Genomic DNA, 15,345 nt, shown 5'->3' with positions numbered 1-15,345 from the left:
TATTAAAAATTATCATTAGTTACTATAAATAATTCACCCTGAGGAGTTACGATATAAGCCTCTTTATATTTAAAAGCCTCATTTGTAAAGAAATTAGTACCCATTAAAAATGCTGTTGTTGATAGAGCATCAGCTTCTTCTGCATTTGTATGAACTATAGTAGCGGATATACTGTTATAAGTAGGATACCCTATTTCTGCATCTATTATATGATGATAATTAGTGCCGTCCTGAGTAAAATATCTCTCATAATCTCCGCTTGTTACTATTGTACAATTTGTAGCTTCTAAAAGTCCTAAATATCCGTAAGCATCATTTCTTGGATTTCTAATTGCTATCACCCAAGGTTTACCTCTGCTATTAACTCCGTTTGCATAGGTATCTCCGCCATAATCTATTAAATAATTCTTTATATTATACTCTGCAAATATATTTTTTAATTTTTCTATTATATAGCCTTTACCGTAAGATCCGAAGTCAAATGTTAACGGCTTTGATAATTTTAATATGTTTTTATTCTCATCATTAGTAACTATACTCACAGCTGAATAATCTATATCGGCCAAAGCATTATCTATATCCTCTTTTAAAGGTACTGTCTGATTTTCCTTTACTCCAAATCCCCATAACTCTATCAAAGGTCTTACGCTTATATCAAAAGAGGGATTTAATTTTGAATATCTTAATCCTGTGGTAAATATATGTGCCATTTCATCTGAAATTTCTATTTCAGTTTTTCCTGACAAACTTTCTTTATTTATTATTCCTATTTCACTTGAAGTATTATACGGATTTAGTATATTATCTATTCTGTTTATCTCATTTGTAATACTCTCTATAAGTTTATCCATATTTTTATTAGAAGTCTCTGCTGTTATATTAAGTATAGTATCGCTTATTATCACAGTAGCTGTTATATATTTATCTCTTAACATATAGAATGAAATGGATATTATTAATGCTACTATTATTATTGGTATAGAAAAATAAATCTTTTTTTTCATATTTTAATCTCTCAGAATCAAATTATACATATTTACTTATAAACCATTAATAAAAAATAATTGTAAAAGTAAATAATATTTACTATCATTCAATTTTTAAATATATAATTAGCAGCTAAGTATAATATGTTTTATAAAAATATTAATTTTAATATATTTTGTAAAAAAATTGTAAAAATAGAGTAAATTCCATTGACATAAATCGTTTTTCTGCTATACTTATAATTGTAAAGATAATTTACAGGAGATTATTGAAAAATACATTTAAATTAAGGAGATTCATTATGACAAAAAAATTATTAGCTTTATTAATATCATTAACTATTATCTCAACTTCAAGCCTTTTTGCTGATTGGGTAGTACCAGCTTCATCATTACCTCAAAAAGCAAGGACATTCATAAGAAGAGTTTATCCTAATGCTCAAATATGGAAAGTTGAAAGAGATGACGGTAAATTTGAAGTTAAGCTGTCAAATGGAGCTTCTATAGATTTTATGCCTAATGGTAATTGGCTTAATATAGACGGAGAATATAACGGAGTACCTATGAGCGTATTACCTCAGGCTGTGGCTAATACTGTTAGAAGAACTTATCCTCAGGCTAGAATGATAGATGTTGAAAAAGAATGGGGTAACTACAAAATAAAACTTAATAATATGATGGAATTATATATAGCTGCTAATGGTCAGTTAATGGGTCAGCAATGGGACGATTAAAGATAAATTAAGGTTTATGAAAATTTCAGAGAGATGCTATTTAAGGTATCTCTCTTTTTTATATACTTAAATTTTTATATATACTTAAATATTATTAATACACTCTCACCATAAGTTTTTATATTATACTTCATAATGTTCGATACTATATTTTTAAAATCCTCATTGTCTAAGAACTTTTTATAATAATCCGCCCCAAACTCTGCAGCTAAAACTCCATTATCATTTAATATATTTCTTTTTATTATATTGTTTATAACATCAAAATATATTTTTGAATGATAAGGCGGATCCAAATATATAACATCAAATTTATCATTAGTTTTTTTCACATAATCTTCAGCTGATACCCTTTTTATTTTATATACATTCTCATCATTATTGAATATAGTTTTAGCATTAGAAAATATATTTTTAACCGCCTCCCTGTCTATCTCTATAAAAGTTACAAACCCAGCATTTCTGCTTAAAGCCTCAAACCCCATAGCACCGCTTCCGGAGCATAAATCCAAAAAAGTTTTATTTTCTATATCAATAATATTAAAAAAAGCCTCTTTAACCTTACCCTGTGTAGGTCTAAAATCTCTTTTGGGAGTTATGATTTTTCTTCCCTTTTTATTTCCTGATATTATATGCATAAATTAATTACTGCCCAATAATAATATATTTATTTATAAAGAACCCTGATTTGAGCAAATGCTGAGCTAACATTTAAATAAAGTATTTTATCAGAACTTCCCATAATAAAATTAGTCTCACCAAAACTTACACTGTCGCCTGTAGGAAGTGAAACAGATCCGAAAGCACTTGATGCCTTTATATGAACTTGCACTTTATCGCTTATTAAAACAACTGTATCTGAAAAAATTGTATTAATATCTATAGTTCTGTTTCTGTCTATTTCTAATTCAGATAAATCTATACTATCTGTTTTAAAATATACATTATATCTAGTTTTTTTATTTTTAGGTATGCTGTCTCTTAAATAATGCATTCCGAATAATATATAAACACCTAAAAATATTATTATCATACCTATAACCATTCTAAATATTGGCGTATATAATATAAAAGGCATATTGATATTAAAACAGTATCTTATAAGTACATATATTCCTGCACATATAACAAAAATTCCCAAAAGTATTTTAGATGCATAGAATCCTCTGCCAATAACTATAGCACATCCCCAAACCATTATTAAAATAGCCACTATTATAGTAAATACCGGAGTATAGGCAAGTGCCGGAATATAAATATGAAAAACATACTGAAGTAAAATATAAGCCCCTATCAGTATTACAATGCTCCCTATCATAAATCTAGAAAATATAAATTTCATAAATTAAAACCTAAAATATTTTTATTTATATAGTAACTAATATTGATAAAAAAACAAGGGTTTTATAAAAAATATTAATATTATGTTAATATGCTTTTATAATATAAAATATATGTTATTATATAGTTTATAAGTTTTAATTTTACACTTATGGGAGTAATGTGATAATAGTAAATATATTTTTTAATATTTTTATATTTCCAATAGAATTAATCATAGAAACTCTATTTTTTATATTTAATAATATATTTAATTTACATTATAGTTTGAGTATATTCTTATTAAGTTTGTCAGTAAACTTGTTATCTCTGCCGCTTTATAATATAGCAGAAAAATGGCAGGAAAAAGAAAGAAATATTCAAAACAAAATGAAGCCTATCATAGATAATATAAAAGCTGTTTATAAAGGAGATCAAAGATATTTACTTATAAGAGCCTGTCATAGAATCAATAAATATAAAGTCATCTATGCATTCAGAGGAGTTTTAGGACTTTTAATACAAATACCATTCTTTATTGCTGCATATAATTTTATATACAGCTTACCTGATCTATCTCAAGGAAATTTTTATTTTATAAAAGATTTTTCAAAACCTGATAATATAATAAATGGAATAAATTTACTGCCTTTTACTATGACTATATTCAGTCTGCTTGCAGGTATGATTTATAGTAAGAAATTAAATATAAAAGAAAGTCTGCCTATATATATAACTTCATTATTATTTCTTATAATATTATATGATTCACCTTCGGGATTATTATTTTATTGGAATATAAATTGTTTATTCTCTTTAATTAAAAATATTGTTTTAGAATATAAAATATATAAATCATTCAATAAAGATAAAATATTAAAAATAAGCAATGTATTGACTGTATTAACTTTTATAGTATTAACTGTTATCTCTTATATAAATAAAATAGATATAAGAAATATTTTAACTATATTTATAATAATAATATTAACATTAAACTTTGGATATATAGAAAAATCATTAATTAAAAATAATAATTTTATAAAATACAGATATAAACTTCTTATATTATCCTGTATTATTATTACAATATTATCAGGACTTTTTATACCGGCATCATTAATAAACAATTCAGTATCTGAATTCAAAAATCATCTAAACTTAATAATAAATAATCTTTCAATGAGTATTGGAATATTTTTATTTTATCCTTTATTTATATATAATTTATTTTCAGATAAAATAAAAAATTATATAACATTAGTATTTATCTTTTTATCTTTAGTATTCATAGTAAATACTTTCATTTTTGCAGGTAATTATCCTAATATGAATTCTGATTTTATATTTGACAGTGAAATTAAAATAATTAATAAAGATATAATAATAAATATTTTATTCATATTAATTTCTTTAGCATTTATTTATTTACTAATAAAAAAATCTAAGCTATCTTTATTAATCAATATTGATTATATAGTAATATTTGTATTAATTGCATCGTCAATATTTTATACATATAAAATATTAAGCTATGATAATACATATACAAAAACATCGTATAAATTAAAAATAGGTGAAAAGATATTTAATCTATCAAGAAATGGAAAGAATATATTCGTTATAATATTGGACAGAGCTATCTCTTCATATTGGTTTGATGCTTTTAATAGATTTGATGAATATAAAAACATATTTGATGGATTCACATTTTATCCCAATACCGTTTCATATAATTATAATACTATAACTATAGCATCTATTTATGGAGGTTATGATTATCTGCCTTATGAAATAAGCACTAATAAAAATAATAATATTACAAATATTCATAATAATGCTATATTAACATTGCCTTTATCTTTAGAAAAATATGGTTATAAATCTTATATACTTAATCCTGTTTATGCCAATATGTCTTTTAAAGGTGATTTAAGTATATTCGATAATTACAGCAATATTAAAGTGTATAATAATGATTATATTTATGATTACAGTATAAATAAATATACAAATGAAAATAATATCATCACATACAATTTAGATAATGATAAATTGATAAGATTTTCATTTTTTAGGATACTTCCTATATGGCTTAGAAATACATTATATAGCGAAGGACAATGGCTCATAAATAAAAACAATATTATGAATACAAGTATAGAAAATTATGCTTTATTAGATTCTATTAAAGATTTAATAAAAATAGAAGAAGATGGAAATAATTATAATATACTTCACAATAATACCACACATGAACCGCATTATTTTCTTCCTGATTTATTGCCTTCAGTAAATTTAAATTATATAGATACTAATGATTTAAAAACATATAAAGATACAAACAGCGTAAGACATTTTTATGCTAATTCAGCTTCAATGATAAATATAGCTAAAATTATATATTTTTTAAAAGATAATAATATTTATAATAATACCAAAATAATAATTATTTCAGATCATGGATACAGAGTAAGCTCCAAGTACTTTGAAAAACCTAATACAAAATTTATAGCTTTATATAATTCTTTGCTAATGTATAAAGATTTCAATGCAAAAGGAAAATTAAGGATTGATACTAATTTTATGACTGCAGCAGATATGCCATATTTAGCAGTTAATCATATAAAAGGAATAAGAAATATATTCAATAATAAAATAATAACTAATGATTATAAAACAAATGGTGCTAATATTATACGAATCAGAAGTTGGAAGCCTGAAAATCAAAATTCAAATACTTATGATTTTAATACTTATTATCATGTAAATAATAATATATTAGATACCAATAATTGGAAATTATACTGTTGGTATTATGAAAGTAATTATAGTAAAGAAATAGATTTATCATTAGGATTTAGAGAATAAAATATAATTATTTATAATAAAAGGTTATATTTTATATTTAAAATACTGCGGATATAAATCATATACTTTTTTTAATTTAAATCTATAATTAGATAATAAATTATTTTCCAGCTGCTTAGCAATATTGTAATCTTTATTTTTTATAGCATTTATAATATCAGTATGCTGTTTTATTGCAAAATCAACATTAGTTTTAGATATAGATTCTAATATATGAAATCTTACATAATGAGTTCCAAATTTCAAAATTTTTTCCCATATATTAATTTTGCCAATATTTTTAAATATCTCACTATGAAATTGTTCATTTAAATCTAAAAATTCCATAATAGAATCTTTATTTAAATTATTTGATGCTATTTTTTTTTGTTTTTCAAATATATATTCCAATGAAATTAATAAATTTTCAGCATTAAAGTCTTCAGAACATAATAAAATCATTATTTCCTTTTCTATAGCAGCCCTCATAAATAAAGAATCTTCTATCAAGTTAGGATCTAACAAAGATACATAAGTACCCTTTTGAGGAAAAACATCAATTAATTCCTCATCCACTAATCTAACAATAGCTTCTCTGATTGGAGATCTGCTTACATTAAATGTTTTTTTAATATTTAACTCGCTAATTTTTTCTCCAGGTTTAAGTATCAATTTCATTATATTTTCTTTTAATACTCTATAGACATATATTCTATTATACTCATATATTTTTTGTTCCTGCATATTCATATCAATTTCTTTTTTCAACACAGCCATAAAAATCTCCAATATAAATTATAACTATTATAGACATATTATAAAAAAAGTCAAAAATATAAATTTTCATATATATAAAAGGCACAAAAAAACCAGCCTAAATGGCTAGTTTATTAACGAGGTATAAAAAATATAATATGGAAAAATTCTTTCAAATATGAATAGCAGTAAGATTTAAGTCGGACAATCTCCGAATAAAGGAGGTGATCCAGCCACACCTTCCGGTACGGCTGCCTTGTTACGACTTCACCCTCATCATCAGTCCCACCTTCGGCGCCGCCCCCCTTGCGGTTAGGCTAACGACTTCAGGTAAAACCAACTCCGATGGCGTGACGGGCGGTGTGTACAATCCCCGGGAACGTATTCACCGTAGCGTTCTGATCTACGATTACTAGTGATTCCAACTTCATGGAGTCGAGTTTCAGACTCCAATCCGAACTGAGGCAACTTTTTTGAGTTTTGCTCCACCTCGCGGTCTTGCTTCTCTTTGTACTTGCCATTGTAGCACGTGTGTAGCCCTGGACATAAGGGCCATGAGGACTTGACATCATCCCCACCTTCCTCCTACTTGAACGTAGGCAGTCCCCTAAGAGTGCCCGACATTACTCGGTAGCAACAAAGGGTGAGGGTTGCGCTCGTTGCGGGACTTAACCCAACATCTCACGACACGAGCTGACGACAGCCATGCAGCACCTATGTAAAATCTCCTTGCGGTCTGACTTATCTCTAAATCATTAATCTTACAATTCAAACCCAGGTAAGGTTTTTCGCGTATCATCGAATTAAACCACATGCTCCACCACTTGTGCGGGGACCCGTCAATTTCTTTGAGTTTCACCCTTGCGGGCATACTCCTCAGGCGGTACACTTAAGACGTTAGCTACGGCACTCCTATTTAAATAGAAGCACCTAGTGTACAACGTTTACGGCTAGGACTACCAGGGTATCTAAGCCTGTTTGCTCCCCTAGCTTTCGTGATTCAGCGTCGATAAATGCCCAGATGACTGCCTTCGCTATAGGTGTTCCTCTCGATATCTGCGCATTCCACCGCTACACCGAGAATTCCATCATCCCCTACAATATCCAAGACTTACAGTATCCGAGGCGTTTCCGAAGTTGAGCTTCGGTCTTTCACCTTAGACTTATAAGTCCGCCTACTCACCCTTTACGCCCAGTAAATCCGAGCAACGTTTGCCTCCTACGTATTACCGCGGCTGCTGGCACGTAGTTAGCCGAGGCTTACATTATCTACTGTCACTCATTCTTCGATAATTTCCGAGGTTTACAACCCGAAGGCCTTCATCCCTCACGCGATGTCGCTCCATCAGACTTTCGTCCATTGTGGAAGATTCTCAGCTGCTGCCTCCCGTAGGAGTCTGGGCCGTATCTCAGTCCCAATGTGGCCGGTCACCCTCTCAGGTCGGCTACCTATCGTAGCTTTGGTAGGCCATTACCCCACCAACAGGCTAATAGGCCGCAGGCTCATCGTAAAGCGGATTACTCCTTTCCTCTACTCTACTTGTGTAGCAAGAGTATATGCGGTATTAGTCCATGTTTCCATGGGTTATCCCCCGCTCTACGGCAGATTACCTACGTGTTACTCACCAGTTCGCCGCTAACTTATCCAGTTGCCCGAATAAGCCCGCTCGACTTGCATGCTTAAGACGCATCGCCAACGTTCGCTCTGAGCCAGAATCAAACTCTCCATACTCACTTTTTGTGAATCTGAAATGATTCTTTATTTTACTATTCTACTGAATAGTGATTTACTTACTTAAAGAAATGTTACAAATTGTAACTATTGGGTCATAGAACTTAATCTAAGTTCTTACACCAGTTGTGTTTTTCTTAAATTGCTTCTGCTATCCATATTTCAAAGAACTTTCATTTTGTTAGCTGATGTTTTTTGTTTCTCATCAACTGTTTTATTATTATAACATACAGCTAAAAAAACACAATACTAAATAAAACCGTTTTTTATATTTTTTCAATCTTTTTTATCAAAATATATATTTTATAATACATATAATACTTATTTTTGGTGATTTTTAGTATATTACAATTTTTTCAAAAGAAAACAGCCTAAAAAACAGCAAAAATATTGGAATTTTATGCTTTTTTATCCTTATTTTGGAAATTTATTACAAAAAAACCAAAAATAAAATTAATAAAAACAAATCCGATAAAAAAACCCCAAATTAATAGAATAGAATATTAAAAAAATAGATAAACAAAATATTTTTTAAAACTTGATTTTATATTGATTTAGATATATTATATACATATTGGAGTAGAATTTTGGAAAACATTTTAGATATAATCAATAAAGCACAATTAAAAACGATAGATAAAGATACATTTTTATCAATAGCATCAATGTGTTCTTTTATTCCAAAATCTATAACAGAAAATAATACTTGGAAAAAATTACCTTTATCCGCTAAAGAAGTATATAGAACTTTAGTTGCTAATTATGATTATGAACTTGGCATAGCTAAAACTACTCATTCTCAAATATTAAATGAGGCAGGTATAGGAGGAAATGCTACTATAGTTAAATCATTAGATGCTTTGGAAGAAAAGGGGTTTATTACTAGAGTAGAATCTAAGGCAAAAAGTCATCATTATCTTATGCCTTATCAGGAAAAATTTTATGCTGCTGTATGTAATTTTGAAGCTAGAGATTTTTCTATACTCTATACGATAAATAAAAAAGTAAAAAAAGATACCCAAATCAAACAAGTTACTAATAAACTTTTCTTTAAAGTTTGTTATAATTTAAGTTGTTTAGGTATTGATGAACCTCAGAAATTAATAGATAAGTATTCTTCTGATGGAAATCAGCTTAGAATAATTTTATCTATGTGTAATTATGTTTATATAGCTAAAGAAAAGAATCTCAATAAAGATATAAATTTAAATAAATATCTTATAGATTCATTAAAAAGAGGAAATATAACTGAAAACATATTTGATGAAAAAACAATGAATACTATAAAAAACATATTAATAAATAGAAAACAAAATATAACAGAGTGAAAATATGGCAACAAGAAAAACTACAACAAATAAAAAAGAAGAAGAAGTTAAAGAAATAAAAAAGACTTCAACTAAAAAAGCTTCTAACAAAAAAGAAGATACAGTAAAGAAAACTGCAGCCAAAAAAACTGCTGAAAAAGCTGAAAAGAAAGAAGATACAGTAAAGAAAACCGCAGCTAAAAAAACTGCCGAAAAAGCTGAAAAGAAAGAAGATACAGTAAAGAAAACTGCAGCCAAAAAAACTGCTGAAAAAGCTGAAAAAAAAGAAGATACAGTAAAGAAAACTGCAGCTAAAAAAACTGCTGAAAAAAAAATATCTCAAAATGAAAAAGTAGAAGAAACAAAAGAAAATAAAACTGAAATAAAAACTTCTGATTCTATTTTAAAAAAGAATAATGATGACGACAAAAAAGATTTGAAAGATATAATCAAAGAAGCAACATCTGAAATAAAAACTTCTAACAGAAAAATTGTTCTTAAAACCTCAACTCCTGTTAGAAAAATAGAATCAATTAAAACAGAAAATACTGAAAATAGAACTGAAAGAGAATCAATAACTCTTCTTAAAGAAGCAATAAAAGCAAAATCTAAAAATGTATCAAGACCTGTTAGCGTAAAAAAGCGTATAGCCATAGTAGATGATGATAATTTAGATAATATTAATACTAAAAATAATACAGAAGAAATAAATACATCTAAACCTGTTATAAGCAGTGTATTTGCAGCTCATAATATAAAAAATGAAAAAACTGAAGAGAATACTGCATCAATCAATGAAAATACATCATCATCAGTAGTTCATGATGATAATTCGCCTGTTTATTCATTTGAAACACTTGAAAATAAAAAAGATGATGATAATAAACCTGAAGAGAATGAAAAAATTGAAAATAATGAAATATCTGATAATATAGATTCTGATAACAAAGAAGAAATAGAAAATGTAGAAATAAAAGAAGAATCAAAAGAAGAATTAATAGTAGAAGAAGATAAAAAACTTGATGAAATTGCAGAAGAAAAAACAGAACCGGAAACTGATGAGGCTAAAAAAATAGAAGATAATGTTGATAATGTTAAAGTAGAAGAAAAAGCTACATACAGTAAAAGCGATATATTTAAAAGACCTGTTGTTATACCTACTGATGATGAGCATATTCAAAAATCTAAATTTAATCAGGAAGAAATTGATACTGCTATAAAAGATGCTCCTACAATAAATGAAAATAGTTCTGTAGAAAGCTATAAAGATTATTCTTCATCAAAAATAGATGAATTAAAAGAAACTATCAATGAAAAAATTCAGGAATTAAAAGACAAAGAAATAAAAATTATAGAAACAGAAGATGAATTAAAAAGTTCTTCTCTGCCTGAAATTGAGAAAAAACCGGTAGAACCTTATGTAGCTCCTGAACATTCTATAGAAAATAATAAAAAATCAAATAAAATTGTGCCTATAATAGGAATTATAATTATAATATTAGGATTATCATTCTTAGGAATACAATTCTTCTCAGGAAAAAATAATGAAATTGACGACAATTTCTATGAAGAAGTTACAAATAATAATACATTAAATACGAATGATTTAATAACAAATAATATTATATCAAGCACTAATAATATAGACTCTGATATGCCTAAAACTAACAATGCGGTAAATACTCAGACTAATACAGTAAGACCTCAAACTAACAATACGGTAAATACTCAGACCAATACAGTAAGACCTCAAACTAATAATGCGGCAAATACTCAGACTAATACAGTAAGACCTCAAACTAACAATGCGGCAAATACTCAGACTAATACAGTAAGACCTCAAACTAACAATGCGGTAAATACTCAGACTAATACAGTAAGACCTCAAACTAATAACGCTGCAAATACTCAAACTAATACTGCAGCAGCACCTACTCCTCCGAAAGAGCCTGAAATACCCCCCCCTACTCCGCCAAATCCTCCTCCTAATCCGCCTGCCGCAAATACAAATGCATCGGTCAATAATACTCAGGCAAATAATAATACATTTGCATATAGTACCGATACTTATAAAACAAAGTGGACTGATACATTATCATCAATAGCCACTGCCGAGCTTGGAGACAGCAGAAGATGGCCTTCAATAGCAGTACTTAATCAAAATATTATAAACAATAATCCTGACAGCATAGTTTTCAATATAAATATTAAAATCCCTAATGGGGGTAAAAAAAAAATTGAAGATATGAATGACAATGAAAAAAGAGCTTTATACAATGATTACATAAAAGTTTCTGAAATGTACTTAAAAATGGGTAAGCAAAATCTAGCTAATACAATAAAAAATCAAGCCAATTCCATATTAAAATAATCTAATACAGCAAAAATCAACAAAATGAAAAAATCAAACAAAAATAATAAAAATTCTATATTAACATTTTCATGTACAGGATGCGGTATATGCTGCCGAGAAAAAGGATATGTATTTTTTAATGATAACGATATAAAAAGAGCGGCCAAATTATTAGAAATATCTCCTTTAGTTTTTATTAATAAATATTTAGAATATGAAGAAGGGTACGGTTATTATATAAAAGTAACAGATGATAAACCTTGTACATTTTTAGATGAAAACAATAGATGCACTATTAATAGTTCAAAACCTGAGCAATGTTCTACTTTTCCATATTGGAAAGAATATATGGATAAAAATGGTAATTTAATATCAGGAAAATTCAAAAGAGCCTGCCCCGGTGTAAAAATAAAAAAATAGCTTTATATATTTCTTTTTTTTTCAATATGAGATATAATATAATACGAAAGTATTATGTAATTTTTGTTTAAGGTAGTTTTTTATAATGAATGATTTGATGGAAAAATATGATATTCTAACAGTAAAAGAACTAAAAGATATAAAAGATCAGCTAGTTGCCCATAATATACCATTATTTAGATTAGATAAAGAAAAAAAACTTATAATATTTCCTACCGAACAATTAAGTTTAATTATTGATAATGAAAAATACAGCAGTTTAAAAATATACATACCTAAAAATTTTTCTATGTTTATAGAAGAATTCAAATCTATTACTCAAACAAACAATTCAGATAATACTTCAAATGAATCTGCTCCTTATGTATTTAGAACACCTAAAGAATCAGAAAAAGAGATGGGTAAAAGAATATCAGAAATCTCTAAAATGACATATAAGGAAAAAGTTAACACAATAAAAAATTATGATGATAAATTAAAAGAAATTACTGTAGATAAAGAAAAAGGAATCAATAGAAATACGGCTCAGGAAATAGTAAATGTTGGAAATGATGTAGGACTTATAGCAAAAGTTACTATGTTTGAAAGTATTCAAAAGATTAAAGGCGAAGAAATTACTCAGGAACAGGCTAAAATAGAAAATCAGGAAATAACTGAAACAACTACAAATTTGGTTACAACTATAGTTGACATGCTTGCTGCAAATACAGAAACACAGAAAGTATTTGATGAACTTAGAAATTATTCTGACGGCGGTGTTATGTCGCATTCTAACAGAGTATTTATATCTTATGTTAATTTTATGGTGTTTTACAATAATTTAATAAACAGAAGACATTTAGTACATAAAATAAGAACTTCATATACTAATAAATATAAAAAATTTTACGAACAAGTTGAAGCCGTATTCAATAAAGAAGGAATACATAAAAACTTAGCAACTGTTGAAGATTGTATAGACAAAGGTATTAAAATTATAGAAGAAAAAGATATGAATCTTTATTCTGTAGGTGCTTTGCTTCATGATATAGGTAAAGTTAAAGATTTGGACTATTTTGAAGGAGCAAACGGAAGAGATTATGAAAGAATAAAAAAACACTTATTTAATAGTTATGCTTTAGTAAGTCAAACTTCTGAATATCCGCTTGAAGTTATACTTACAGTAGCTTTACACCATGAATATTATGGATTAGGATACGGACCTTATGAACATTTGCATGCTTTAAAATTAAAAAAATATCCTAATTTCCAAATACAAAGAATCATGACTTATGATGCTAAAGCTATAGATGAATGCGAGGCTTTTGCTTATTTCCCCGCTAAAATGCTTGAAATAATAGATGTATATGATGCTCTAATAGATCCGGCTAGAAAGTATAGGGGAGGAAAAACATTTACACCTGAAGAAGCTCTTAATATTATGAGAGAAGATTTTGTGGAAAAGCATGTTAAATTAGACCCCATATTATACGATGTATTTGTAGAATTTTTAAGCAATTCTATAGAACAAGATTTAATGGCCTGCAAATTAATATAATATAGGAATTACAAACTTGAGCTATATTAATTTTTAATAAGTATTATTATTAGTTCCCTGTAATTCTTCTAAAGCATCAACACCATTTTTAAAAGCATTGAATATTTCCTGCCAATTACTTGTTGTTAATATAGATATGCCTATATCCTCATAATCTTCTTCGCCAAATTGATTTATAAAATTGAATCTTATATTTGATATAGATTTACTAGTAAAACTTTCAAATTCGCTGTCCTGATTAAATTTGTATCTCACTTCAAAATCATAATAATTAATATCGCCCATTAGATATGGATTGTATATAACCTTTTGTATATTAGTTAATTGAATTGTACTTCCATCATCAAATGTAAATATAATAGGAGTTCCGCTATTAACATGTAAGCTGCTAGGATATTTATATCTGAATTCTAATGTTAAAGTTCTTCCTGCTCTTTTATAAAATCTGAATCTATTATCTCTCAAATATTTGTATGTTTCCTTCCAAGATGTGTATATATTCATTTTAGAAGTTAATTTATCTCTTTCTGTAAAAAATAATCTGCTTTTTAAAGCATTAGTAGGATTATTATCCGTATTATTTTGAGAATAAGCAAAAGAGGAACTTAATAATATAATAAAAAATGAAATTAATAATATATATCTATTCATTTTAATTTCCTTAAATAATTTATAGCATTAATAAATACGGAATTTAAAACTTAAAATTAAATATAATAATTATTTTTTTATAAAATTTTATTGACAATAGCACTACAAGTATTAGAATAGTTTAACATTTTATAATACTAATATAACTTTGGAAAATGCAATGGAAAATATAATAATAATATCAATCATAATTATAATAGCTATAATATCTATAATAAGCTATATAAAAAAGATTAAATCAGGCAGTTGCTGTTCATCAGGCAATACATCTCAAATTATAGAAAAAGTTAAAGTAAAAGATAAAAATAAAAAAAACTACCCATATAAAAAAATAATTAAAATAGGCGGAATGACTTGTAATCATTGTGCAAAAATAATAGAGAATAATTTTAACAAGATTGAAGATGTATATGCAAAGGTGAGTTTTGATAATGAGGAAGCTGCAATACTAACTAAAAAACAATTAGATGATAAAGTATTTGAAGAAGCCATAAAAGAATCAGGATATAGATATTATATAAAAGATTAAAAAACAAATATGATATTGGGGCGGGTGGGTGGGCAGAATAAATCAAAAAGAAAAAGTATAACATTTTTTTAAATAGACAATAAAATATTATTTATGTACATCCATATAAATTTATTTAAATTTTTAATAAATAAAAATCATATACTTAAAACTTTTATTAATTTGGTATT

Annotated in this window: 12 protein-coding genes and 1 rRNA gene; 7 read left to right on the top strand and 6 right to left on the bottom strand. The window is 27.0% G+C overall.

Annotated features, from left to right (window positions below; genetic code table 11):
- Positions 1 to 2 precede the first annotated feature (2 nt).
- The gene (locus tag BHAMNSH16_RS09030; RefSeq protein ID WP_008730769.1) at positions 3 to 1,004 is read right to left on the bottom strand and encodes an FAD:protein FMN transferase; all 1,002 of its coding nucleotides are present in this window, start codon (positions 1,002 to 1,004) and stop codon (positions 3 to 5) included.
- A gap of 284 nt (positions 1,005 to 1,288) precedes the next feature.
- Here BHAMNSH16_RS09030 and BHAMNSH16_RS09025 point away from each other — a divergent pair, with 284 nt between their 5' ends.
- Entirely contained in the window at positions 1,289 to 1,720 is a 432-nt protein-coding gene (locus BHAMNSH16_RS09025; RefSeq protein WP_008730771.1) for a PepSY-like domain-containing protein, read from the top strand.
- Between the two features lie 74 nt (positions 1,721 to 1,794).
- Here the strand turns inward: BHAMNSH16_RS09025 and rsmD are convergent, their stop codons facing one another.
- Positions 1,795 to 2,358, bottom strand: a complete 564-nt coding sequence (rsmD, locus tag BHAMNSH16_RS09020) for a 16S rRNA (guanine(966)-N(2))-methyltransferase RsmD (RefSeq protein WP_008730773.1) — start codon at positions 2,356 to 2,358, stop codon at positions 1,795 to 1,797.
- A 29-nt stretch (positions 2,359 to 2,387) separates the two neighbouring features.
- The gene (locus BHAMNSH16_RS09015; RefSeq protein WP_008730775.1) at positions 2,388 to 3,062 is read right to left on the bottom strand and encodes a hypothetical protein; all 675 of its coding nucleotides are present in this window, start codon (positions 3,060 to 3,062) and stop codon (positions 2,388 to 2,390) included.
- A 161-nt stretch (positions 3,063 to 3,223) separates the two neighbouring features.
- Here BHAMNSH16_RS09015 and BHAMNSH16_RS09010 point away from each other — a divergent pair, with 161 nt between their 5' ends.
- Complete coding sequence (locus tag BHAMNSH16_RS09010; RefSeq protein ID WP_069731942.1) at positions 3,224 to 5,911, top strand: YidC/Oxa1 family membrane protein insertase; 2,688 nt, start codon at positions 3,224 to 3,226, stop codon at positions 5,909 to 5,911.
- Positions 5,912 to 5,935: 24 nt separating this feature from the next.
- On the opposite strand, the gene BHAMNSH16_RS09005 is transcribed toward BHAMNSH16_RS09010, so the two are convergent.
- Together BHAMNSH16_RS09005 and BHAMNSH16_RS09000 are read right to left on the bottom strand one after the other, a co-directional pair.
- Positions 5,936 to 6,667 (bottom strand): GntR family transcriptional regulator, encoded by a 732-nt coding sequence (locus BHAMNSH16_RS09005; RefSeq protein WP_069731941.1) that lies wholly within the window; start codon positions 6,665 to 6,667, stop codon positions 5,936 to 5,938.
- Between the two features lie 196 nt (positions 6,668 to 6,863).
- Positions 6,864 to 8,378 (bottom strand): 16S ribosomal RNA (locus BHAMNSH16_RS09000).
- A 587-nt stretch (positions 8,379 to 8,965) separates the two neighbouring features.
- On the opposite strand from BHAMNSH16_RS09000, the gene BHAMNSH16_RS08995 reads away from it, so the two are divergent.
- The 4 genes from BHAMNSH16_RS08995 to BHAMNSH16_RS08980 all read left to right on the top strand — a co-directional run bounded on the left by BHAMNSH16_RS08995 (position 8,966) and on the right by BHAMNSH16_RS08980 (position 13,995).
- Positions 8,966 to 9,706 carry a hypothetical protein gene (locus tag BHAMNSH16_RS08995; RefSeq protein ID WP_008728483.1) on the top strand — a complete coding sequence of 247 codons (741 nt, stop codon included), beginning with the start codon at positions 8,966 to 8,968 and terminating at the stop codon, positions 9,704 to 9,706.
- Between the two features lie 4 nt (positions 9,707 to 9,710).
- Positions 9,711 to 12,056, top strand: a complete 2,346-nt coding sequence (locus BHAMNSH16_RS08990; protein WP_088859747.1) for a hypothetical protein — start codon at positions 9,711 to 9,713, stop codon at positions 12,054 to 12,056.
- A 24-nt stretch (positions 12,057 to 12,080) separates the two neighbouring features.
- Positions 12,081 to 12,458, top strand: coding sequence for a YkgJ family cysteine cluster protein (locus BHAMNSH16_RS08985; protein WP_069732219.1), 378 nt, complete (start codon positions 12,081 to 12,083; stop codon positions 12,456 to 12,458).
- Between the two features lie 85 nt (positions 12,459 to 12,543).
- Positions 12,544 to 13,995: an HD-GYP domain-containing protein gene (locus BHAMNSH16_RS08980; RefSeq protein ID WP_069732218.1), complete on the top strand. Its 1,452-nt coding sequence runs from the start codon at positions 12,544 to 12,546 to the stop codon at positions 13,993 to 13,995.
- Positions 13,996 to 14,028: 33 nt separating this feature from the next.
- Here BHAMNSH16_RS08980 and BHAMNSH16_RS08975 read toward each other — a convergent pair whose 3' ends face one another.
- A complete protein-coding gene (locus BHAMNSH16_RS08975) occupies positions 14,029 to 14,646 on the bottom strand; it encodes a hypothetical protein (protein WP_069732217.1) in 618 nt (205 codons plus the stop codon).
- Between the two features lie 160 nt (positions 14,647 to 14,806).
- Between BHAMNSH16_RS08975 and BHAMNSH16_RS08970 the strand changes: the two genes are divergently transcribed.
- On the top strand, positions 14,807 to 15,175 hold the full coding sequence (locus BHAMNSH16_RS08970) for a heavy-metal-associated domain-containing protein (protein ID WP_069732216.1): 369 nt from the start codon (positions 14,807 to 14,809) through the stop codon (positions 15,173 to 15,175).
- Positions 15,176 to 15,345: the final 170 nt, after the last annotated feature.

It is taken from the genome of Brachyspira hampsonii, assembly GCF_002214805.1.
GTDB classification, from domain to species: domain Bacteria; phylum Spirochaetota; class Brachyspiria; order Brachyspirales; family Brachyspiraceae; genus Brachyspira; species Brachyspira hampsonii.
This window is presented reverse-complemented; position numbering and strand designations above follow the sequence as displayed.

What these genes read in the sequence shown, in the direction of transcription:
- BHAMNSH16_RS08975 (WP_069732217.1), bottom strand. Translation starts at nt 14,646, where the DNA reads ATGAATAGATATATATTATTAATTTCATTTTTTATTATATTATTAAGT.
- BHAMNSH16_RS08980 (WP_069732218.1), top strand. Translation starts at nt 12,544, where the DNA reads ATGAATGATTTGATGGAAAAATATGATATTCTAACAGTAAAAGAACTA.
- BHAMNSH16_RS09030 (WP_008730769.1), bottom strand. Translation starts at nt 1,004, where the DNA reads ATGAAAAAAAAGATTTATTTTTCTATACCAATAATAATAGTAGCATTA.
- BHAMNSH16_RS08985 (WP_069732219.1), top strand. Translation starts at nt 12,081, where the DNA reads ATGAAAAAATCAAACAAAAATAATAAAAATTCTATATTAACATTTTCA.
- BHAMNSH16_RS08970 (WP_069732216.1), top strand. Translation starts at nt 14,807, where the DNA reads ATGGAAAATATAATAATAATATCAATCATAATTATAATAGCTATAATA.
- BHAMNSH16_RS08990 (WP_088859747.1), top strand. Translation starts at nt 9,711, where the DNA reads ATGGCAACAAGAAAAACTACAACAAATAAAAAAGAAGAAGAAGTTAAA.
- BHAMNSH16_RS09025 (WP_008730771.1), top strand. Translation starts at nt 1,289, where the DNA reads ATGACAAAAAAATTATTAGCTTTATTAATATCATTAACTATTATCTCA.
- BHAMNSH16_RS09015 (WP_008730775.1), bottom strand. Translation starts at nt 3,062, where the DNA reads ATGAAATTTATATTTTCTAGATTTATGATAGGGAGCATTGTAATACTG.
- rsmD (WP_008730773.1), bottom strand. Translation starts at nt 2,358, where the DNA reads ATGCATATAATATCAGGAAATAAAAAGGGAAGAAAAATCATAACTCCC.
- BHAMNSH16_RS09005 (WP_069731941.1), bottom strand. Translation starts at nt 6,667, where the DNA reads ATGGCTGTGTTGAAAAAAGAAATTGATATGAATATGCAGGAACAAAAA.